The sequence below is a fragment of the Streptomyces sp. NPDC020807 genome, assembly GCF_040641575.1.
GTDB lineage: Bacteria > Actinomycetota > Actinomycetes > Streptomycetales > Streptomycetaceae > Streptomyces.
The window spans coordinates 20,731-41,563 of record NZ_JBFADU010000010.1; the positions used below are offsets into that span (position 1 = coordinate 20,731).

The following is a 20,833-nucleotide window of genomic DNA, read 5'->3' on the forward strand; positions in this document are numbered from 1 at the left end:
GGGCGGCGCCTCAGCCGCCGTACGCCCCGCTTGCCGTCAGGCGCAGGGCGGTGTCGATGAGGGGGACGTGGCTGAACGCCTGCGGGAAGTTGCCCACCTGCCGCTGGAGGCGGGAGTCCCACTCCTCGGCGAGCAGGCCCAGGTCGTTGCGGAGCGAGAGCAGCTTCTCGAAGAGCGTGCGGGCCTCGTCGACGCGGCCGATCATCGCCAGGTCGTCGGCGAGCCAGAAGGAGCAGGCGAGGAACGCGCCCTCGTCGCCCTCCAGGCCGTCGACGCCGGCCTCGTCGCCGGCCGTCGGGTAGCGCAGCACGAAGCCGTCCTCCGTGGACAGCTCCCGCTGGATCGCCTCGATCGTGCCGATGACCCGCTTGTCGTCCGGCGGCAGGAAGCCCATCTGCGGGATCAGCAGCAGCGAGGCGTCGAGCTCCTTGGAGCCGTACGACTGCGTGAAGGTGTTCCGCTCCTTGTCGTAGCCCTTCTCGCAGACGTCCCGGTGGATCTCGTCGCGCAGCTCGCGCCAGCGCTCCAGGGGGCCGTCGGCGTCGCCGGACTCGATGAGCTTGATCGTGCGGTCGACGGCCACCCAGGCCATCACCTTGGAGTGGGTGAAGTGGCGGCGCGGGCCGCGGACCTCCCAGATGCCCTCGTCGGGCTGGTCCCAGTGGGTCTCCAGGTACTTGATCAGCTTCAGCTGGAGCAGGGAGGCGTAGTCGTTGCGGGACAGGCCCGTCATGTGGGCGAGGTGCAGGGCCTCGGTGACCTCGCCGTACACGTCCAGCTGGAGCTGGTTGGCGGCGCCGTTGCCCACCCGGACCGGGCCGGAGTTCTCGTACCCGGGCAGCCAGTCGAGCTCCGCCTCGCCGAGCTCGCGCTCGCCGGCGATGCCGTACATGATCTGGAGGTTCTCCGGGTCGCCCGCGACCGCGCGGAGCAGCCAGTCCCGCCAGGCGCGGGCCTCCTCGCGGTAGCCGGTGCGCAGCATCGAGGAGAGGGTGATCGCCGCGTCCCGCAGCCAGGTGTAGCGGTAGTCCCAGTTCCGTACGCCGCCGATCTCCTCGGGCAGCGAGGTCGTCGGGGCGGCCACGATCCCGCCGGTCGGCGCGTACGTCAGCGCCTTCAGGGTGATCAGGGAGCGGATCACGGCCTCCCGGTAGGGGCCGTGGTACGTGCAGTGCTCGACCCACTCGCGCCAGAACTCGGCCGTCGCCTCCAGGGAGCCCTCGGGGTCGGGGAGCGGCGGCGCCTCCTTGTGGGAGGGCTGCCAGGAGAGGGTGAGGGTGACCCGGTCACCGGGGGAGACGGTGAACTCGGAGTACGTGGTGAGGTCCTCGCCGTGCGTCTCCGCGTCCGTGTCGAGCCACACCGAGTCCGGTCCCGCGACGGCGACCGTGCGCTCGCCGACCTTGTGGACCCAGGGGACGATCCGGCCGTAGCTGAACCGCATCCGCAGCGCGGAGCGCATCGGGACCCGGCCCGAGACGCCCTCCACGATCCGGATCAGCTGCGGGGCGCCGTCGCGCGGGGGCATGAAGTCCGTCACGCGGACCGTGCCGCGCGGGGTGTCCCACTCGGACTCCAGGATCAGCGAGTCGCCCCGGTAGCGGCGGCGGTCGGCGGGGGCCGGATCGGTGTCCCCGGGCCCGGCCGGGCCCACCCGCCAGAACCCGTGGTCCTCCGTGCCGAGGAGTCCCGCGAAGACCGCCTGGGAGTCGAAGCGTGGGAGGCACAGCCAGTCCACGCTGCCGTCCCGGCAGACCAGGGCGGCGGTCTGCATGTCTCCGATGAGTGCGTAATCCTCGATGCGCCCGGCCACGTGCTTCACTCCAGTCGAACGGCCACGTCCGCCCCGAGCGGGGCGCTTGCTCCAGTTACCCGAATGTCAGCGGTCTAAGGGGTCGTCGCCGAGCTCGCGGTCCGGTTGACGGGCGGGGTGGTGCCGCTGGCCGGCCGGCTCGGCGGGCAATGTCCGAGCAGGATACGACGCACCCTAGTGACCCGGTGATCACTCGGGTAACGGCGCTGCTCCGATCGGGTGAACACGCTCTCGGCGGTGAAAACCGAACTTCGCCGAACATACTCCGAACATATTCCGAACGTATTTCGTCCGGTCGCCGAGCCGTCGGAGGCGGGCGTTCCCGCGGGTCTCCGCGCGTGTCGCGGACCGCGGCCACCCGACTGCCACGCGTGGCCGGAAGCGGCCTCCCGATGTCGCTGATACCCTGGTACCCCGTGGACCGGTGGGAAACGGCGACAGCCGAGGACCCCGAAACCGCAGCGACGGCACCCCCCGATTCTTCCGGAGGGGACGCCGGAACGCACCTCCAAACGCGACCACGGGAGCCCCCTCTTGGCGATGCCGCCCAACACCACGACGACCAAGCACATCTTCGTCACCGGGGGTGTCGCCTCCTCCCTCGGCAAGGGCCTGACCGCCTCCAGCCTGGGTGCGCTCCTCAAGGCCCGCGGTCTGCGGGTCACGATGCAGAAGCTCGACCCGTACCTGAACGTCGACCCGGGCACGATGAACCCCTTCCAGCACGGTGAGGTGTTCGTCACCAACGACGGCGCCGAGACCGACCTGGACATCGGCCACTACGAGCGCTTCCTCGACGTCGACCTCGACGGCTCGGCCAACGTCACCACCGGCCAGGTCTACTCGCAGGTCATCGCCAAGGAGCGGCGCGGCGAGTACCTCGGCGACACCGTCCAGGTCATCCCGCACATCACGAACGAGATCAAGTCCCGGATCCGCCGCATGGCGACCGACGACGTCGACGTCGTCATCACCGAGGTCGGCGGCACGGTCGGCGACATCGAGTCGCTGCCGTTCCTGGAGACCGTCCGCCAGGTCCGCCACGAGGTCGGCCGCGACAACGTCTTCGTCGTGCACATCTCGCTGCTGCCCTACATCGGCCCCTCCGGCGAGCTGAAGACCAAGCCGACCCAGCACTCGGTCGCCGCCCTCCGCAACATCGGCATCCAGCCCGACGCGATCGTGCTGCGCGCCGACCGCGAGGTCCCGACCGCCATCAAGCGCAAGATCTCCCTGATGTGCGACGTCGACGAGGCCGCGGTCGTCGCCGCGATCGACGCCAAGTCGATCTACGACATCCCGAAGGTCCTGCACACCGAGGGCCTGGACGCCTACGTCGTCCGCAAGCTCGACCTGCCCTTCCGCGACGTGGACTGGACCGTCTGGGAGGACCTCCTCGACCGCGTCCACAACCCCGTCCACGAGGTCACGGTCGCGCTCGTCGGCAAGTACATCGACCTGCCCGACGCCTACCTGTCGATCACCGAGGCCATGCGCGCCGGCGGCTTCGCCAACAAGGCCCGCGTCAAGGTCAAGTGGGTCACCTCCGACGACTGCAAGACGCCGGCCGGCGCGGAGAAGCAGCTCGGCGACGTCGACGCGATCCTCATCCCCGGTGGCTTCGGCGACCGCGGCGTGAACGGCAAGATCGGCGCGATCCAGTACGCCCGCGAGAAGAAGGTGCCGCTGCTCGGCATCTGCCTCGGCCTCCAGTGCATCGTCATCGAGGCCGCGCGGAACCTGGCGGACATCCCCGAGGCGAACTCCACCGAGTTCGACCCGGCGACCGCGCACCCCGTCGTCTCGACGATGGAGGAGCAGCTCGCGTACGTCGAGGGCGCCGGCGACCTGGGCGGAACGATGCGCCTCGGCCTCTACCCGGCGAAGCTCGCCGAGGGCTCGGTCGTGCGCGAGGCCTACGGCGACGAGCCGTACGTCGAGGAGCGCCACCGTCACCGCTACGAGGTGAACAACGGTTACCGCGCCGAGCTGGAGAAGAAGGCCGGTCTGGTCTTCTCCGGCACCTCCCCGGACAACAAGCTCGTCGAGTTCGTCGAGTACCCGCGCGAGGTCCACCCCTACCTGGTCGCCACCCAGGCGCACCCGGAGCTCAAGTCGCGTCCGACCCGCCCGCACCCGCTCTTCGCGGGCCTGGTCAAGGCGGCCGTGGAGCGCAAGACCGCCAAGTAGCACGGCGCGTTAACGTAGCCGGGGTACGGGTCCCTCACCGGGACGCGCACCCCGGCTTTCGTGTGTTTTCGTAGGTCACGTTCGGAGGACAGTGATGCAGGTGCAGGACACCCCGGAGCAGTGGCAGGTCGTCGCCACCGCGACCCCCTTCCAGGGCAACAAGACCAGCGTCCGCACGGACGACGTCGTGATGCCGGACGGCTCCGTCCACCGTCGCGACTACCAGGTCCACCCCGGGTCGGTCGCCGTCCTCGCCCTCGACGAGGAGGACCGCGTCGTCGTCCTGCGCCAGTACCGGCACCCCGTGCGGCAGAAGCTCTGGGAGATCCCGGCCGGCCTCCTCGACGTGCCCGGGGAGAACCCGCTGCACGCGGCGCAGCGGGAGCTGTACGAGGAGGCGCACGTCAAGGCGGAGGACTGGCGGGTGCTGACGGACGTCTACACGACGCCGGGCGGGTGCGACGAGGCCGTGCGGATCTTCCTCGCGCGGGACCTCGCGGAGGCGGAGGGGGAGCGGTTCGAGGTCGCCGAGGAGGAGGCGGACATGGAGCTGGCGCGGGTGCCGCTCGCGGAGCTCGTCCGCGGGGTCCTCGCCGGCGAGCTCCACAACAACTGCCTGGTGGTCGGCGTCCTCTCGCTCGCCGCGGCCCGGGCGGCCGACGCCCTCGACACCCTCCGCCCGGCCCAGGCCCCCTGGCCGGCGCGCCCGTTCGAGGCCTAGGGCGTGTGTGGTGTGACCATCGGCTGATCCGATCGGGGGACGTGTCCGTCGTGCTCCGCCGGGGCGCGCGCGGGGGCTGAACTACGCTCGGGAACGCCCGGGAGGAGATCCTCGCGGGATCGGCTCGTGCGCAGGTGGACGGGAGCGTGGCCCGTGACGGATCAGGCGGTGGCGGCGGCCGTGGGTCGCCGGTTCTTCGGCCGGCAGCGGGAGTTGAAGGCCCTGCGCGCCGACATCGAGCGCACCGGCCTCGACACGCTCACGGGCCGCAAGGCCCCCCGCGCCCGGGTCCTGCTCGTCGCGGGGAAGCCCGGCTCGGGCCGTACCGCGCTCGCCGACGAGCTCGCCGCGGCCGTCGCCGACCGGTACCCCGACGGGGTGTTCCGGGCCCGGCTGAGCGAGCCCGGCGGGGAGCCGGTCCCCGCGGCCCGGGTCGCGCAGGAGCTGCTCGCCGCGCTGGGGGTCGCCGAACCCCCCGGAGCCGCCGAGGACGAGCTGACCGAGCTCGTGCGCGGCGCGCTCGCCGAACGGCGGGCGGTGCTGATCCTCGACGACGCCGTCGACGCCGAACAGGCCGACCCGTTGATCCCGGACGATCCCGGCGTGCTCGTGGTCGGGGTTTCCACGGGGCCCCTCACCGGCATTCCGGACGTCCGCCCCTGCACGCTCGGCGGCCTCGACCCCAAGTCCGCCATCGAGCTGCTCACCGGCTTCACCGGCTCCGTACGCGTCACCGTCGACCCGCAGGCCGCCGAGTCGCTCGTCGAGGCCTGCGGCGGACTGCCCGGGGCCGTCGTCCTCGCGGGCGGCTGGCTCGCCGCCCGGCCGAAGGCCTCCGTCGCCGATCTCGCCAAGCAGCTGCGCGGGCTCACCGGCGATCCGCTCACCCGGGCCTTCCTCGTCGCCCACGAGGGCCTGCCGGGGACCGCCGCCCGGATACTGCGCTACCTCTCCCTCGCCCCGCTCGGCCGCGCCGACGCGCACACCGCCTCCGCCCTGGCCGGCTGCTCGGTCTCCGCCGCGGCGACCACCCTCGCCGACTTCGCCGCCATGGGGCTCGTCTCCGCCGGCGAGGACGGGCAGTACGAGGTCCCCGGCCACCTCGTCCCCCTGCTCCGCGCCCAGCTGGAGGAGCGCGACCGGCCCGCCGAGGTGCAGCTCGCCCGGGCCCGGATGCTGGAGCGGACCGTACGGCTCCTCCAGTCGTGCCGTGCGGTCACCGAGCCCGAGGGCTCGGCCGCCCACCGGAAGCTGGCCGGGCTGCCCCGCGCCCTGCGCTTCGCCGGCGCCGAGGCGGGCGCGGAGTGGCTGCGGTCTCGCCAGGCCGTCCTGCTCGCCTCCGCCCGGATCGCCGTCGCCGACGGCGAGCTGGACACCCTGGCCCGCCGCCTCATCGCCTCCCTGGTGCGCGCGCTCGCCGCCCACCGCGGCGCCGAGGCCGCCGCACCGGAGCTGTACGGCCTCCACCGGCTCGTCCTGGACGTGGCCGAGCGGCGCGGGCTGCACCGGGAGCGGGCCGCGGCCCTCCTCAACCTCGCCGATCTCGATGCGGGCACCGGACGGACGAAGGAGGCATTGCTGCGATATCGGTTGGCTTTGGAGGCCGGAAGAGAAGCAAATGATCCGTACGCCACCGGTCGCGCAATGGAATCCGTAGGTGGCGCGTACCAGGAGCTGGGAGACTGGATGCGGGCCGGCGACTGGTACGGGCGGGCGCTCGCGCAGCGCCTCGCCCGCGACGAGCGCGCCGACCAGGCCCGGCTCTACGCCCGCCTCGGCGCCGTGCAGACCTACGCCGGGCGGTACGGCGAGGCGCTGCGCCACTGGCGGGCCGCCGCGGCCGGGTACCGCAGGCTCTCCGATCTCCCTGGATACGCGCGGGCGTTGAGCGAGGCGGCGCGCGTGCAGGAGTACGCGGGCCGTCCCGAGGAGTCGCTGCGGACCTGCGAGGAGGCGGTGGAATGGGCCCGCAGGGCCGAGGACGTACGGCTCCAGGCAGCGCTCCGGATGAGGCTCGCGGACACGCTGGACAGGCTCGGCGACCCCGCCGCGGCCCGGCTCCACAGGGTCGCTGCCGAACGATTGCTGGAATCTGACGCCACAGCCTGCGAAATCCGCAGTGGGTTCGAGAAAGATTAGTACTTTGAAAGGCTAGACACCGGGAACTCCTTCATTAAACTGGGTCCGCCGCGTTCGAACGTGGTCTGCCCCGGTGCGCCGCAGTGCATCCGGGTATGTATCGCAGTACCCCAGTTGTCCCCCCAGATTCAAGGACCGTGATCGACGATGAAGGTCGGCATCCCCCGCGAGGTCAAGAACAACGAGTTCCGCGTGGCCATCACCCCTGCTGGTGTCCACGAGCTCGTCCGCAACGGCCACCAGGTCTTCATCGAGCAGAACGCCGGTGTCGGCTCCTCGATCACGGACGCCGAGTACGTCGCCGCCGGCGCCGAGATCCTCGCCACCGCCGACGAGGTCTGGGCCACCGCCGACCTGCTGCTCAAGGTCAAGGAGCCCATCGCGGAGGAGTACCACCGCCTCCGCAAGGACCAGACCCTCTTCACCTACCTGCACCTCGCCGCCTCCCGCGAGTGCACGGACGCGCTGCTCGAGTCCGGCACCACCGCCATCGCGTACGAGACGGTCGAGACCGCCAACCGCGCGCTCCCGCTCCTCGCCCCGATGTCCGAGGTCGCGGGCCGCCTGGCCCCGCAGGTCGGCGCCTACCACCTGATGCGCTCGGCCGGCGGCCGCGGCGTCCTCCCCGGTGGCGTCCCGGGCACCCACGCCGGCAAGGCCGTCGTCATCGGCGGTGGCGTCTCCGGCTGGAACGCCGTGCAGATCGCCGTCGGCATGGGCTTCCACGTGACCCTGCTCGACCGTGACATCAACAAGCTCCGCGAGGCCGACAAGATCTTCGGCACCAAGGTGCAGACGGTCGTCTCCAACGCCTTCGAGCTCGAGAAGGCCGTCGTCGAGGCCGACCTCGTCATCGGCGCCGTCCTCATCCCGGGCGCCAAGGCCCCGAAGCTGGTCACCAACGAGCTCGTCGCCAAGATGAAGCCCGGAAGTGTCCTTGTCGACATCGCGATCGACCAGGGCGGCTGCTTCGAGGACTCGCACCCGACCACCCACGCCGAGCCGACCTTCCAGGTCCACAACTCGGTCTTCTACTGCGTCGCCAACATGCCGGGCGCGGTTCCGAACACCTCCACCTACGCCCTCACCAACGCCACGCTGCCCTACATCGTGTCGCTGGCGAACAACGGCTGGGTCGAGGCGCTGCGCCGCGACTCCGCGCTCGCCCTGGGCCTCAACACCCATGACGGCAAGGTCGTTTACAAGGAGGTCGCCGAGGCCCACGGTCTCGAGCACGTCGAGCTGAGCACCCTCCTCGGCTGACCGTCAACGCGAGTCGTCAATGCCACACACCCGGCCGGACCTTGTTCGACAAGGTCCGGCCGGCTGTGTCTCCGGCCACGCCAAAACGTTCGGCCAACTCGCCTCGAACGTAACTGTTTAACCGTTTCGCGCACCCCTGAAACGTACGGATGCATGCCCGCGCACCCTTGACAGAGGGGTGTTCGGTTGCCGACACATCGGGCCGGGTCCGGCGGATTGTGTTGCTGCGGACCGGTGACACGCCATAGAGTCGCCAACCGTCGGCATGGTGCCACGCTGACCTATCGATAAATGTTCCTGGTGACATCCAAGGAGGTAAGACGACTTGTGAATGAGTCGACAATTACTCCCGGGAGCCGCGCGCCAGGTGCCCACACGATGAAGACGATGGACGGCCTACACGTGAACGCCACGGCCGGCAACGAGATGGGCCGAGAGTCCACCCACTTCGCCGCCTTTGACGAGGTGCCCGAGGGGCACTTCTACGACCCCGACGCCGAGTACGAGCCCGACCCGGAGTACGCGGCCACCCTCGCACCCGACGCTGCCCGCCAGCGCCGCGAGCGGATCGGCCCCACCGGACGGCCGCTGCCGTACTTCCCGATCCCGGGTCCGCTGACCGACCACGGACCCGCGAAGATCATCGCGATGTGCAACCAGAAGGGCGGCGTCGGCAAGACCACGTCGACCATCAACCTGGGTGCCGCGCTCGCCGAGTACGGCCGACGGGTGCTGCTCGTCGACTTCGACCCGCAGGGAGCCCTGTCGGTCGGCCTCGGCGTGAACCCGATGGAGCTCGACCTCACCGTCTACAACCTGCTCATGGAGCGGGGCATGTCGGCCGACGAGGTCCTCCTGAAGACCGCCGTCCCCAACATGGACCTGCTGCCGAGCAACATCGACCTCTCGGCCGCCGAAGTCCAGCTGGTCAGCGAGGTCGCCCGCGAGTCGACGCTCCAGCGTGCCCTCAAGCCGCTGATGAACGACTACGACTACATCGTGATCGACTGTCAGCCCTCGCTCGGCCTGCTGACCGTGAACGCCCTGACGGCGGCTCACAAGGTCATCGTGCCGCTGGAATGCGAGTTCTTCGCCCTCCGCGGCGTGGCCCTGCTGACCGAGACCATCGAGAAGGTCCAGGAGCGGCTCAACCCCGAGCTCGAACTCGACGGCATCCTCGCCACGATGTACGACTCCCGGACGGTGCACAGCCGTGAGGTCCTGGCGCGCGTCGTCGAGGCCTTCGACGACCACGTCTACCACACGGTCATCGGGCGGACCGTGCGCTTCCCGGAGACCACGGTCGCCGGCGAGCCCATCACCACCTACGCCTCCAACTCCGTGGGCGCCGCCGCGTACCGCCAGCTCGCCAGGGAGGTGCTCGCCCGGTGTCACGCCGAGTGAGTCTGCCCGGCGCCGACGAACTCTTCCGTACGACCGGGGGGATGGCGCTCCAGTCGTCCTCACCCCGCCGGGCCGTCCCGGCCCCGGCGGGCGAGAGCGACACGGCGGCGGCCGAGGGACCCGCGGAGCACACGGCTGCGGACTCCGAGGCGGCCGAGCCGCGCGCCCGGACGGCGGAGCCGGAAGGCCCCGCCCCCAAGGCCGCGCCCGCTGCGGCGGTCCCCGCCCCGGGCACCCGGCGGCGCGGCGGCCGGACCCCGAGCAGGCGGCCCAGCGGCCGCGAGCGCCACGACGAGAAGATCACGGTCTACGTCTCCGCCGAGGAGCTCATGGACCTGGAGCACGCCCGGCTCGTGCTCCGCGGCGAGCACGGGCTCGCCGTCGACCGCGGCCGGATCGTCCGGGAGGCGGTCGCCGTCGTCCTCGCGGACCTGGAGTCCCGGGGCGACGCGAGTATCCTCGTCCGCCGTCTGCGCGGCCGCTGACGGTAGCCTGCGGGCTGCCGCGCTCCCCGTACCACCTGGACATCCATGCACCACGCCTCTGACGAAACGTCCCGCCCGCCGGGCCGCCGCCCCCTGGGCAGCGGCCCGGGCGAGACGCCGGGGGCCGTGCCCCCCGCCGCCGACGAGCGGTTCACCGTCCGGCTCGCGAACTTCGAGGGCCCCTTCGACCTGCTCCTCCAGCTGATCACCAAGCACAAGCTGGACGTGACCGAGGTCGCCCTCTCCCAGGTCACCGACGAGTTCATGGCGCACCTCCGCGCCCTGGGCCCCGACGGCGACCTCGACCAGACCACCGAGTTCCTCGTCGTCGCCGCCACCCTGCTCGACCTCAAGGCCGCCCGCCTGCTGCCGGTGGCCGACGTGGAGGACGAGGCCGACCTCGCCCTCCTGGAGGCCCGCGACCTCCTCTTCGCCCGCCTCCTCCAGTACCGCGCCTACAAGCGGATCGCGGAGATCCTGGACGACCGCTGGGACGGCGAGGCCCGCCGCCGTCCCCGTACCGTCGGCCTCGAACCGCACCACGCGGCCCTCCTCCCCGAGGTCGTCATCTCCATCGGCCTGGAGGGCTTCGCGAAGCTCGCCGCCAAGGCCATGCAGCCCCGGCCCGCGCCCGAGGTCTACGTCGACCACATCCACGCCCCGCTCGTCAGCGTCCGCGAGCAGGCCTCCGTGGTCGTCGCGCTGCTCCGCGAGCGCGGCACGGCCGTCTTCCGCGAGCTGATCGAGGACGCCGGGGACACCCTCACCGTCGTCGCCCGCTTCCTCGCCCTCCTGGAGCTCTACCGGGAGCGGGCCGTCGCCCTCGACCAGGAGACCGCCCTGGAGGACCTCACGGTCTCCTGGACCGGCGGCGAGACCGACCCCTCCGGCGCCGTGACCGACGAATTCGACCAGGAGGCCACCGCAGCGTGAGCGACCTCAAGCCCGCCCTCGAAGCCGTCCTCATGGTCGTCGACGAGCCGGCCACCGAGAAGGACCTCGCCAAGGTCCTCCACCGCACCCCCGACGAGGTCTCCGACGCCCTGCGCGAGCTCGCCGACGAGTACACCGCCCAGAACCGCGGCTTCGAGCTGCGGTACGTCGCCGGGGGCTGGCGCTACTACACCCGCCCCGCCCACGCGGCGGCCGTCGAGGCCTTCGTCCTGGAGGGCCAGCACGCCCGTCTCACCCAGGCGGCCCTGGAGACCCTCGCCGTCGTCGCGTACCGCCAGCCCGTCAGCCGTTCCCGCGTCTCGGCGGTCCGCGGAGTCAACTGCGACGGCGTCATGCGGACCCTCCTCCAGCGGGGTCTGGTGGAGGAGGCGGGCGCGGAACCCGAAACAGGTGCGATCCTGTACAGGACGACGAACTACTTCCTGGAGCGGATGGGCCTGCGAGGCCTGGACGAACTCCCCGAGCTCGCGCCCTTCCTCCCCGAGGCGGAGGCGGTCGAGCCGGACTCCCTCGAAGGCGTACCGTCGTTCGATCCGGACGCAGACGTAGACGACAAGACGGAAATGTGATGCGAAGCAGCAGCGGCAGGAACAGCAGCGGAAACAACGGCGGGAGCCGTGGTGGCAACAGCGGCGGCCGCGGCGGCAGCAGCGGCGGAGGCCGTGGCAACAGCGGCGGTGGCGGCGGGCGCGGGAACTACCGCGGCGCCGGCAACGGCCGCGACGACCGCCAGGGCGGCGGCCGTCCCGGTCAGGGTGGCGGCCGTCCGGGCCAGGGCGGCGGCGGCCGTCCCGGTCAGGGCAGCGGGCGCCCCGCGCAGGGCGGCGGCCGGCCGACCGGCGCCGGCTCGCGCAACGCGCGCCCGGAGGAGCGTACCTACGACGAGCGCTACAGCCCCGGCGGCTCCTCGCAGGGCCCCAAGAGCGGCCGCGGCGCCTCGGCGCGCGGTGGCGCCAAGGGCGGCCCCCGGCAGTCCCCGCAGCGCGGCGGCGGCCGCACGGCCCCGGCCCGCTCGCGCGAGTACGACGCCCGTACGGAGGAGCGGAACCGGGAGCGGTACGCCGGCAAGCCCGAGATCAAGCTCCCCAAGACCTTCCCCGGCGCCGAGCAGGAGGGCGAGCGCCTGCAGAAGGTCCTCGCCCGCGCCGGCATGGGCTCGCGCCGCACCTGCGAGGAGCTGATCGAGCAGGCGCGCGTCGAGGTCAACGGCGAGATCGTCATGGAACAGGGCATGCGCGTCGACCCGGAGAAGGACGAGATCAAGGTGGACGGCCTCACCGTCGCCACCCAGTCGTACCTGTTCTTCGCGCTGAACAAGCCGGCCGGCGTCGTCTCCACCATGGAGGACCCGGACGGCCGCCAGTGCCTCGGCGACTACGTCACCAACCGCGAGACCCGGCTCTTCCACGTCGGCCGTCTCGACACGGAGACCGAGGGCATCATCCTGCTCACCAACCACGGCGAGCTGGCCCACCGCCTCACGCACCCCAAGTACGGCGTGAAGAAGACCTACCTCGCCGCCATCACCGGCCCGCTGCCCCGCGAGGTCGGCCGCCGCCTCAAGGACGGCATCGAGCTGGAGGACGGGTACGCCCGCGCCGACCACTTCCGCGTCGTCGAGCAGACCGGCAAGAACTACCTCGTCGAGGTCACCCTCCACGAGGGCCGCAAGCACATCGTCCGCCGGATGCTGGCCGAGGCCGGCTTCCCGGTCGACAAGCTGGTCCGCACGGCCTTCGGCCCGATCGGCCTGGGCGACCAGAAGTCGGGCTGGCTGCGCCGCCTGACCAACACCGAGGTCGGCATGCTGATGAAGGAAGTCGGGATGTAGTTCCCGCCTCCCCGCAACCTCCTTGCGGTTCGGGCCCACCCCCCTTAGAGTCAAACTGACGCTAAGGGGGGTGGGCCCCTTTGGCGACCGGAAGGGCGGCCCCGCATGAACCTCGCACGCACCGCGACCAAGCAGGCCGCGACCGGGGCCCTGATCGGGCTCGCGCTCGGCGACGCCCTCGGGTTCCCCACCGAGTTCAACGACGTCCCGGCGATCCTCGCGAAGTGCGGACCCTGGCGGGAGATGGCCCTGCCCGTCAAGAACAAGAAGGCGTACGTCACCGACGACACCCAGATGACCCTCGCCTTCGCCCGGGGCATCCGCACCGCCATGGACCGGGGCGTCCTCGCCCCGCTGCGCCTCGCCCGGCCCGTCCGCGACGAGTTCGTCGACTGGTACCACTCCCCGGAGAACAACCGCGCCCCCGGCAACACCTGCCTGCGCGCCTGCATGCTCCTCGACGGCGACCGGCCCTGGCAGGACGCCAGCCAGATCCACTCCAAGGGCTGCGGCGCCAACATGCGGGTCGCGCCCATCGGCCTCGTCCCCGGACTGAGCGAGGAGCAGCGGGCCGGTGCCGCGCAGCTCCAGTCGGCGCTGACCCACGGCCACCCCACCGCCCTCGCCGCCTCCGACCTCACCGCGCGGGCCGTGTACCTCCTCGCCCAGGGCGTGGACCCGGCCGGGCTCGTCGGACAGCTGCGCTCGTACGCGTACGAGAACCGCGACGTGTACCACGAGCACTGGCTCGGCGACCTCTGGACCCGCTCCCAGGACCCGAGCGCCCTGTCCTTCGTCCGGCGGGGCTGGGACGAGTGCCTGGCCGTCCTGGAGCGGCTCGACGCCGTCCAGCGCACGGCCGACCCGGAGCTCGACCCGTGCGAGTACACCGGCGACGGCTGGATCGCCGAGGAGGCCCTCGCGACCGGTCTCCTCTGCTTCCTGCTCTTCCCCGACGAGCCGCTCACCGCGCTCCGCCGGGCCGCCTGCACGCGGGGCGACTCCGACTCGATCGCGGCCCTCGCGGGCGCGTTCGCCGGGGGCCACCTGGGCGCGGCCGCCTGGCCCTCCGAGTGGGCGGACGTCGTCGAGTACCGGTCCGAGCTGGTGACCTTCGGGGCGCTCTGGGACGCGTGACCCTCAGGCGAGGGCGGACGCGCGGCGCGTACGGACCAGGAAGTCCTGCACGCGCGCGTGGTCCGGGGCTGCCGGGAGCGGGCTCGTGTCGTGGGCCCGGTCGGCCTCGTCCTGGAGGCGGTTCATCCAGGACTCGACCCCGGACCACGCGACCTCGCCGCGCTTCACCGCGAGGAGGCGCTCGCGCTCCTCGCCGACGTCGACCCGGAGCTCGCCCGTGCGCAGCAGGTCGCGGCAGCTCGTCAGGAGCCGCAGCAGGTGCATCGCGTGCTTCCAGCGCGGATGCCCGTACTGGCGGACGTCCGCCTCCAGCTTGCGGCGCTGCCCGCCGGCGTACCGGACGAAGGTCTGGTGGGCCTGGCGGGAGAGGAAGGCGTCGCGGAGGGCGAGGAGTTCGCGGCCCGTGTCGTCGACCTGCTCGACGAGGGGGGAGTGGAGGCACTCCAGGACGTTCGGGTTGTTGCGCAGGGCCAGTTCGCAGAAGCGTTCCAGCTCCCAGCTGAACTGCTCGTCGGCCGGGCCCTCGACATGGGCCGGGGGCTTCTCGAAGCGCCAGAACAGCGGCGTGGGCGCGAGGTAGACCCCCCGTACGTCCGTGTCGCTGTCCTCGGTCGCGAGACCGAAGGCGCGCGAACCCATGACGCAGGAGTAGATCGTGTGGTCGCGCACCAGCTCTTCGGGAGTCATGCGCGGCAGGCTATGCCAGGGTGATCGTTTCGTCCGACACAATAATCGGCTCCTCGGGGAGCGGGCGGGGAGCCGGACCCGCCGCCACCGAGCCGTCGGCGACCCGGTACCTGGAGCCGTGGCAGGGGCAGTCGATGGTGCCGTCCGCGACCTTGTTCACCAGGCAGCCCTGATGGGTGCAGACCGCTGAGAAGGCCCGGAAGTCGCCCTCGGTGGGCTGGGTGACCACGATCTTCCGGTCGGCGAAGACCTTGCCGCCGCCGACCGGGATCTCCGAGGTCTTCGCGAGCGGGGCCCCGTCGGCGCCGCTCGGCGCCGCGCTCGCGGGCTCCTCGGTGCCCGTACCGCCGTCGCTTCCCTCCCCGCCGCCCGAGCCGCAGCCCGCCGTGAGGGCCGCGGTGGCGAACAGGGCGGTGACGGTACGGCGCGGGGGCATGGCGCGGGAAGTCATGGCGCCAGCTTGGCGGCGCCCGGGGCGGAGATCCCGCAACACGCCCGCGCGTACTCCGAGTGGCGGAGCATCCCGGTCTGGGTGAGATTGGGCGTGTTCCGGTTCGGACGAAAGGCAGGATCGACCATGGCGGGTAACGACCTCGGCAGTCTCCTCGGCCGCCTCCTCGGAGGCGGCGGGCAGGGCGGCAGCGGCGGCGGTGGCGCCGGAGGCGTCCTCGGCTCCCTGCTCGGCGCCCTCATGGGCGGCGCGGGCGGCGGCGCGGGCGGAGGCGGCGGAGCGGGCGGCTCCAACCCGCTCGGCGGACTCCTCGACATGCTCACCAAGTCCGGCCTCGCCGACCAGGCCCAGTCCTGGATCGGCACCGGCGACAACCAGTCCGTCAGCGGCGCCGAGATCGCCCGGGCCCTCCCCGACGAGACCCTCCAGAAGGTCGCGGCCGAGGCCGGCGTCAGCCCGGAGCAGGCCGCCGACGAGCTCGCCCGGTCGCTGCCGCAGGCCGTCGACAAACTCACCCCCGGCGGCTCGGTGCCGAGCGGCTCCCTGGAGGACATCATCCGGCAGCAGCAGCTCTGACGGCCGCCCCCGACCGTCCCGCGACGCCCGCCCGCCGTCTCGGAGGGCGGGCGCCGCGACGAGCGGGCCCCGGCGCTGACTACGCTGGTCGGGGCACCCGACACAGGTGCCGCAGGTGACGCAGGCGAAGGAGTACGACGTGGCGGTACGAGCGGTCCGAGGCGCCGTCCAGCTGGAGCGGGACGAGGCCGGGCACATGCGCGAGCAGGTCGAGGAGCTCCTCACCGCCGTCCTCGCCCGCAACGAGCTCACGCCCGACGACCTCATCAGCATCTGGTTCACGGCCACGCCCGACCTGCACAGCGACTTCCCCGCCGCCGCGGCCCGCGAGATCGGCATCGTCGACGTGCCCCTCATCTGTGCCCAGGAGCTCGACATAGAGGGCGCGATGCCCCGGGTCGTCCGGCTCCTCGCCCACGTCGAGACCGAGCTCCCCAAGTCCGACGTCGCACACGTCTACCTCGGCGCCGCGGCCGCCCTCCGCAAGGACATCGCCCAGTGAGAACAGCGCTCGTCATCGGCACCGGCCTCATCGGCACCTCCGCCGCCCTGGCCCTCCAGAGCCGGGGCGTCACCGTCCACCTCCGCGACCACGACCCGGCGCGCGCCCGCACGGCGGCGGCGCTCGGCGCCGGCACCGACGAGGCGCCCGAGGGCCCCGTGGACCTCGCCGTCGTCGCCGTACCCCCCGCGCACGTCGCCGCGACCCTCGCCGACGCGATGAAGGCCGGGCTCGCCCGCGCCTACCTCGACGTCGCCAGCGTCAAGGGCGGGCCGAAGCGCGAGCTGGAGGCGCTGGGCCTCGACCTCACCGCGTACATCGGCTCCCACCCCATGTCCGGCAAGGAGCGCTCCGGCCCCCTCGCCGCGACCGCCGACCTCTTCGAGGGGCGGCCCTGGGTCCTCACCCCGACCCGGGACAGCGACACCGAGGTCCTCAACCTCGCCCTGGAGCTCGTCGCCCTCTGCCGCGCCGTACCCGTCGTCATGGACGCCGACGCCCACGACCGGGCCGTCGCCCTCGTCTCCCACACCCCGCAGCTGGTCTCCTCGATGGTCGCCGCGCGCCTGGAGGAGGCCGACGAGTCCGCCGTACGCCTCTGCGGGCAGGGCATCCGCGACGTCACCCGGATCGCCGCCTCCGACCCGCGCATGTGGGTCGAGATCCTCTCCGCCAACCCGGGCCCCGTCGCCGACGTCCTCGCCGGCGTCGCCGCCGACCTCGACGAGACCGTCCGCGCCCTGCGGTCCCTCCAGTCCGACGACGCCGACGAGCGGCAGGACGGCGCCACGGGCGTCGAGGACGTCCTGCGCCGGGGCAACGCCGGCCGCGCCCGCGTCCCCGGCAAGCACGGCGCCGCGCCCACGACGTACGAGACGGTCGCCGTCCTCATCAGCGACCAGCCCGGCGAACTGGCCCGGATCTTCGCCGACGCGGGCCGCGCGGGCGTCAACATCGAGGACGTCCGCATCGAGCACGCGACCGGCCAGCAGGCCGGCCTCGTCCAGCTCATGGTCGACCCGAAGGCCGCCCCGGCCCTGGGCGAGGCCCTGAAGGAACGGGGCTGGGCGCTGCGCGCGAGCTGACGCCGGGGCGACCGGCGGGGGGCCGATACGGAGCCCCCGTGCCCCGGCGGGCACGGGCTGGGCCGAACGGGTGCGTGGGACTCGGTAACCTTGTGGGGGTCCCCGCAACCCCGCCGGGCCCCTGCACGCTCCCCCAGGAAGGTGTTCCCACCGTGGAATCCGTGATCGTCGCCATCGACGGGCCCTCTGGCACGGGCAAGTCGAGCACCTCGAAGGCGGTCGCCGCCAAGCTGGGGCTCAGCTACCTCGACACCGGCGCCCAGTACCGCGCGATCACCTGGTGGATGATCAGCAACGGTGTGGACGTGCACGACGCCGACGCCGTCGCCAACGCGGCCTCGAAGCCGGTCATCGTCTCCGGCACCGACCCGGCCCGCCCGACCATCACGGTCGACGGCGCCGACGCCTCCGGCCCGATCCGCACCGAGGAGGTCACCTCCAAGGTCAGCGCCGTCAGCGCCGTCCCCGAGGTGCGGACGCTCATCACCGAGCTCCAGCGGTCCATCGCCAAGGGCGCCGAGCTCGGCATCGTCGTCGAGGGCCGGGACATCGGCACCACCGTCCTGCCCGACGCCGACCTCAAGGTCTTCCTCACCGCCTCGCCCGAGGCCCGCGCCGCCCGCCGCTCCGGCGAGCTCAAGGGCGCCGACGTGCACGCCACGAAGGAAGCCCTGATCAAGCGGGACGCGGCCGACTCCAGCCGCAAGACCTCCCCGCTCGCCAAGGCCGACGACGCCGTCGAGGTCGACACCACCGAGCTCACGCTCGACCAGGTCATCGAGTGCGTCGTCACCCTCGTCGAGGAGAAGAGGGCGGCCGCGAAGTGACCCCGCCCTCCGAGAGGGGCGCCGCGGTCGGCAGACGCATCGGCATCGGCCTGATGTACGGCTTGTGGAAGCCGCGCGTCCTCGGCGCCTGGCGGGTGCCGGCCTCCGGCCCCGTCATCCTCGCCGTCAACCACGCGCACAACATCGACGGCCCCATGCTCATGGGCACCGCACCCCGCCCGGTGCACTTCCTCATCAAGAAGGAAGCCTTCGTCGGACCCCTCGGGTCCTTCCTGGAGGGCATCGGGCAGGTCAAGGTCGACCGCGACAGCACCGACCGGAACGCGATAGGCAACGCCCTGGGCGTCCTGGAGCAGGGCGGCGTCCTCGGCATCTTCCCCGAGGGCACCCGCGGCGAGGGCGACTTCGCCTCGCTGCGCGCGGGCCTCGCGTACTTCGCCGTACGGAGCGGGGCGCCGATCGTCCCCGTCGCCGTCCTGGGAAGCACCGAGCGCCGGGGACGGTTGGTCAAGGCACTGCCTCCGCTGCGCGGCCGCGTCGATGTCGTCTTCGGTGACGCCTTCGACGCGGGCGACGGCTCGGGGCGCCGCACCCGCAAGGCGCTCGACGAGGCCACCGTACGGATCCAGGAGCGGCTCACCGGCCACCTGGAAAACGCCAGGCGCCTCACCGGGCGCTGAGCGAGACTTTCAGTAGTGGGCCCCGCCGTCCGGGGACCCACCGACCACGAATGATCAAGGAACGGACTTCATGAACGACCAGCACGACCACGGGGCACTTGGCGACGCCGAGTACGCGGAGTTCATGGAGCTCGCCGCGGAAGAGGGCTTCGACGCGGAGGACGTCGAGGGCGCGATCGAGGAGGCCGGGCACGGCCCGCTCCCCGTCCTCGCCGTCGTCGGCCGTCCGAACGTCGGCAAGTCGACCCTGGTGAACCGCATCATCGGCCGCCGCGAGGCCGTCGTCGAGGACAAGCCGGGCGTCACCCGCGACCGCGTCACCTACGAGGCCGAGTGGGCCGGCCGCCGCTTCAAGGTCGTCGACACCGGCGGCTGGGAGCAGGACGTCCTCGGGATCGACGCCTCCGTCGCCATCCAGGCGGAGTACGCGATCGAGGCCGCCGACGCCTGCCTCTTCGTCGTGGACGCCACCGTCGGCGCCACCGACACCGACGAGGCCGTCGTCAAGCTCCTGCGCCGCGCCGGAAAGCCGGTCGTCCTCGCCGCCAACAAGGTCGACGGCCAGTCCGGCGAGGCCGACGCCGCCACGCTCTGGTCCCTGGGCCTCGGCGAGCCGTTCCCCGTCTCCTCGCTCCACGGCCGCGGCACCGGCGACCTCCTCGACGAGGTGCTCCGCAAGCTGCCCGAGGCCCCCGAGCAGCGCTTCGGCAACGCGGTGGGCGGCCCGCGCCGCATCGCCCTGATCGGCCGTCCGAACGTCGGCAAGTCCTCCCTCCTCAACAAGGTGGCCGGCGAGGACCGCGTCGTCGTCAACGAGCTGGCCGGCACCACCCGCGACCCGGTCGACGAGCTCATCGAGCTCGGCGGCGTGACCTGGAAGTTCGTCGACACCGCCGGCATCCGCAAGAAGGTCCACCTCCAGTCGGGCGCGGACTACTACGCCTCGCTGCGGACCGCGGCCGCCATCGAGAAGGCGGAGGTGGCCGTCATCCTCATCGACACCACCGACAACATCTCGGTCCAGGACCAGCGCATCATCACGACGGCGGTCGAGTCCGGCCGTGCCATCGTCATCGCCTACAACAAGTGGGACGAGCTGGACGAGGAGCGCCGCTACTACCTCGAGCGCGAGATCGAGACCGAGATGCAGCAGGTCGCCTGGGCGCCCCGGGTCAACGTCTCCGCCAAGACCGGCCGCCACATGGAGAAGCTGGTCCCGGCGATCGAGACCGCCCTCGCCGGCTGGGAGACCCGCGTCCCCACCGGTCGGCTCAACGCCTTCCTCGGCGAGATCGTCGCGGCCCACCCGCACCCGATCCGCGGCGGCAAGCAGCCCCGCATCCTCTTCGGCACGCAGGCGGGCACCAAGCCGCCCCGCTTCGTGCTCTTCGCCTCCGGCTTCCTGGAGGCGGGCTACCGCCGCTTCGTCGAGCGCCGCCTCCGCGAGGAGTTCGGCTTCGAGGGCACCCCGATCCACATCTCGGTGCGCGTGCGCGAGAAGCGCAGCCGCAAGAAGTAGGACCCGCGGAAGCAGGACCGGCGAGGGCCGGGACCCGCGGGAAGCAGGACATGGCCGAGGGCCGGGACCCGTGGAGTCCCGGCCCTCGGCCGTTCTCAGATTCCCCTGCGGGGGCCCGGCGGGAGTGCCGCCGGGGCGTGGTGCTGCGGTGCCGTCCACATCGGCTGGTACGCGGTGGAGTGCCGGTACCCGAGTCCGTTGCCGCCCGCGGGCCCGTGGCCGTACGGCGGGGCGGCGTAACCGCCTCCGATCCCGTTCCCGCTCCCGGTCCCGCTTCCGTACAGTCCGGTGCTCGCGGTCGTGCCGAAGGCCCGGAACGGGACCTCCTCCTCGCCGCTGCGGTCACCCGGCAGCGTCCGGAACGACCGGCTGTACTCCGCGTACAGGGCGTCGAAGATCGGCGTGGCCGACTGGCCGGCCGTGACGTCCTGCGCCGGGCGCATGGCGGGGATCTGGCTCGGATACGGCTGGAGGAATGGGTCGTATGGGTGCACGTACGTGCCAACGACCCCGCCGCCCGTCGGATGCGGGCGGCTCTCCGAAAGAGGCGCGCGCCGGGGGTGCGGGACGGTCGCCCCGCTCCGTCCCGTCGCGCCGCCCGGGCCGGC

Annotated in this window: 20 protein-coding genes; 16 read left to right on the plus strand and 4 right to left on the minus strand. The window is 72.3% G+C overall.

All coding sequences use genetic code 11. The features are described 5' to 3' along the window. Positions 1–10 precede the first annotated feature (10 nt). Positions 11–1,813: a glycoside hydrolase family 15 protein gene (locus AB0G79_RS17230; protein WP_360807113.1), complete on the minus strand. Its 1,803-nt coding sequence runs from the start codon at positions 1,811–1,813 to the stop codon at positions 11–13. 540 nt (positions 1,814–2,353) lie between these two features. Here AB0G79_RS17230 and AB0G79_RS17235 point away from each other — a divergent pair. The 10 genes from AB0G79_RS17235 (at position 2,354) to AB0G79_RS17280 (ending at position 13,937) form a co-directional block, all read left to right on the plus strand. Beyond that, complete coding sequence (locus AB0G79_RS17235; protein WP_360807411.1) at positions 2,354–4,003, plus strand: CTP synthase; 1,650 nt, start codon at positions 2,354–2,356, stop codon at positions 4,001–4,003. Positions 4,004–4,097: 94 nt separating this feature from the next. Next, positions 4,098–4,724 carry an NUDIX hydrolase gene (locus tag AB0G79_RS17240; RefSeq protein WP_360807115.1) on the plus strand — a complete coding sequence of 209 codons (627 nt, stop codon included), beginning with the start codon at positions 4,098–4,100 and terminating at the stop codon, positions 4,722–4,724. 153 nt (positions 4,725–4,877) lie between these two features. Continuing rightward, entirely contained in the window at positions 4,878–6,863 is a 1,986-nt protein-coding gene (locus AB0G79_RS17245) for an AAA family ATPase (protein WP_360807117.1), read from the plus strand. 147 nt (positions 6,864–7,010) lie between these two features. Then, positions 7,011–8,126: an alanine dehydrogenase gene (ald, locus tag AB0G79_RS17250; RefSeq protein WP_360807119.1), complete on the plus strand. Its 1,116-nt coding sequence runs from the start codon at positions 7,011–7,013 to the stop codon at positions 8,124–8,126. 378 nt (positions 8,127–8,504) lie between these two features. Beyond that, positions 8,505–9,530, plus strand: a complete 1,026-nt coding sequence (locus AB0G79_RS17255) for a ParA family protein (RefSeq protein ID WP_037637819.1) — start codon at positions 8,505–8,507, stop codon at positions 9,528–9,530. After that, a complete protein-coding gene (locus AB0G79_RS17260; RefSeq protein WP_360807121.1) occupies positions 9,515–10,015 on the plus strand; it encodes a hypothetical protein in 501 nt (166 codons plus the stop codon). Before AB0G79_RS17255 ends, AB0G79_RS17260 begins: the two co-directional genes overlap by 16 nt. Before the next feature lie 45 nt (positions 10,016–10,060). Continuing rightward, positions 10,061–10,948, plus strand: a complete 888-nt coding sequence (locus tag AB0G79_RS17265) for a segregation/condensation protein A (RefSeq protein WP_360807123.1) — start codon at positions 10,061–10,063, stop codon at positions 10,946–10,948. Between the two features lie 32 nt (positions 10,949–10,980). After that, the gene (gene scpB, locus AB0G79_RS17270; protein WP_360807413.1) at positions 10,981–11,538 is read left to right on the plus strand and encodes an SMC-Scp complex subunit ScpB; all 558 of its coding nucleotides are present in this window, start codon (positions 10,981–10,983) and stop codon (positions 11,536–11,538) included. Beyond that, positions 11,538–12,800, plus strand: coding sequence for a pseudouridine synthase (locus AB0G79_RS17275; RefSeq protein ID WP_360807125.1), 1,263 nt, complete (start codon positions 11,538–11,540; stop codon positions 12,798–12,800). The genes scpB and AB0G79_RS17275 overlap by 1 nt, the downstream gene beginning before the upstream one ends. A gap of 105 nt (positions 12,801–12,905) precedes the next feature. After that, positions 12,906–13,937, plus strand: a complete 1,032-nt coding sequence (locus AB0G79_RS17280; RefSeq protein WP_360807127.1) for an ADP-ribosylglycohydrolase family protein — start codon at positions 12,906–12,908, stop codon at positions 13,935–13,937. Between the two features lie 3 nt (positions 13,938–13,940). Here AB0G79_RS17280 and AB0G79_RS17285 read toward each other — a convergent pair whose 3' ends face one another. Beyond that, a complete protein-coding gene (locus AB0G79_RS17285) occupies positions 13,941–14,624 on the minus strand; it encodes a nucleotidyltransferase domain-containing protein (RefSeq protein WP_360807129.1) in 684 nt (227 codons plus the stop codon). 10 nt (positions 14,625–14,634) lie between these two features. Next, a complete protein-coding gene (locus tag AB0G79_RS17290) occupies positions 14,635–15,075 on the minus strand; it encodes a Rieske (2Fe-2S) protein (protein ID WP_360807131.1) in 441 nt (146 codons plus the stop codon). A 126-nt stretch (positions 15,076–15,201) separates the two neighbouring features. Between AB0G79_RS17290 and AB0G79_RS17295 the strand changes: the two genes are divergently transcribed. From AB0G79_RS17295 to der, 6 genes are all read left to right on the plus strand, one after another. After that, positions 15,202–15,651: a YidB family protein gene (locus AB0G79_RS17295; RefSeq protein WP_360807133.1), complete on the plus strand. Its 450-nt coding sequence runs from the start codon at positions 15,202–15,204 to the stop codon at positions 15,649–15,651. Positions 15,652–15,790: 139 nt separating this feature from the next. Next, positions 15,791–16,153 carry a chorismate mutase gene (aroH, locus tag AB0G79_RS17300; protein ID WP_360807415.1) on the plus strand — a complete coding sequence of 121 codons (363 nt, stop codon included), beginning with the start codon at positions 15,791–15,793 and terminating at the stop codon, positions 16,151–16,153. After that, a complete protein-coding gene (locus AB0G79_RS17305; RefSeq protein WP_360807135.1) occupies positions 16,150–17,238 on the plus strand; it encodes a prephenate dehydrogenase in 1,089 nt (362 codons plus the stop codon). Before aroH ends, AB0G79_RS17305 begins: the two co-directional genes overlap by 4 nt. A 152-nt stretch (positions 17,239–17,390) precedes the next feature. Then, positions 17,391–18,065 (plus strand): (d)CMP kinase, encoded by a 675-nt coding sequence (gene cmk, locus AB0G79_RS17310; RefSeq protein WP_360807137.1) that lies wholly within the window; start codon positions 17,391–17,393, stop codon positions 18,063–18,065. After that, positions 18,062–18,706: a lysophospholipid acyltransferase family protein gene (locus tag AB0G79_RS17315; protein WP_360807139.1), complete on the plus strand. Its 645-nt coding sequence runs from the start codon at positions 18,062–18,064 to the stop codon at positions 18,704–18,706. The genes cmk and AB0G79_RS17315 overlap by 4 nt, the downstream gene beginning before the upstream one ends. Positions 18,707–18,776: 70 nt before the next feature. Next, the gene (gene der, locus AB0G79_RS17320) at positions 18,777–20,225 is read left to right on the plus strand and encodes a ribosome biogenesis GTPase Der (protein ID WP_360807141.1); all 1,449 of its coding nucleotides are present in this window, start codon (positions 18,777–18,779) and stop codon (positions 20,223–20,225) included. Between the two features lie 95 nt (positions 20,226–20,320). On the opposite strand, the gene AB0G79_RS17325 is transcribed toward der, so the two are convergent. Continuing rightward, positions 20,321–20,668, minus strand: coding sequence for a hypothetical protein (locus AB0G79_RS17325; protein ID WP_360807143.1), 348 nt, complete (start codon positions 20,666–20,668; stop codon positions 20,321–20,323). Positions 20,669–20,833: the final 165 nt, after the last annotated feature.

What these genes read in the sequence shown, in the direction of transcription:
- ald (WP_360807119.1), top strand. Translation starts at nt 7,011, where the DNA reads ATGAAGGTCGGCATCCCCCGCGAGGTCAAGAACAACGAGTTCCGCGTG.
- AB0G79_RS17255 (WP_037637819.1), top strand. Translation starts at nt 8,505, where the DNA reads ATGAAGACGATGGACGGCCTACACGTGAACGCCACGGCCGGCAACGAG.
- AB0G79_RS17235 (WP_360807411.1), top strand. Translation starts at nt 2,354, where the DNA reads ATGCCGCCCAACACCACGACGACCAAGCACATCTTCGTCACCGGGGGT.
- AB0G79_RS17265 (WP_360807123.1), top strand. Translation starts at nt 10,061, where the DNA reads ATGCACCACGCCTCTGACGAAACGTCCCGCCCGCCGGGCCGCCGCCCC.
- der (WP_360807141.1), top strand. Translation starts at nt 18,777, where the DNA reads ATGAACGACCAGCACGACCACGGGGCACTTGGCGACGCCGAGTACGCG.
- AB0G79_RS17275 (WP_360807125.1), top strand. Translation starts at nt 11,538, where the DNA reads ATGCGAAGCAGCAGCGGCAGGAACAGCAGCGGAAACAACGGCGGGAGC.
- AB0G79_RS17325 (WP_360807143.1), bottom strand. Translation starts at nt 20,668, where the DNA reads ATGCGCCCGGCGCAGGACGTCACGGCCGGCCAGTCGGCCACGCCGATC.
- AB0G79_RS17280 (WP_360807127.1), top strand. Translation starts at nt 12,906, where the DNA reads ATGAACCTCGCACGCACCGCGACCAAGCAGGCCGCGACCGGGGCCCTG.
- AB0G79_RS17295 (WP_360807133.1), top strand. Translation starts at nt 15,202, where the DNA reads ATGGCGGGTAACGACCTCGGCAGTCTCCTCGGCCGCCTCCTCGGAGGC.
- AB0G79_RS17240 (WP_360807115.1), top strand. Translation starts at nt 4,098, where the DNA reads ATGCAGGTGCAGGACACCCCGGAGCAGTGGCAGGTCGTCGCCACCGCG.
- AB0G79_RS17285 (WP_360807129.1), bottom strand. Translation starts at nt 14,624, where the DNA reads ATGACTCCCGAAGAGCTGGTGCGCGACCACACGATCTACTCCTGCGTC.
- scpB (WP_360807413.1), top strand. Translation starts at nt 10,981, where the DNA reads ATGGTCGTCGACGAGCCGGCCACCGAGAAGGACCTCGCCAAGGTCCTC.
- AB0G79_RS17290 (WP_360807131.1), bottom strand. Translation starts at nt 15,075, where the DNA reads ATGACTTCCCGCGCCATGCCCCCGCGCCGTACCGTCACCGCCCTGTTC.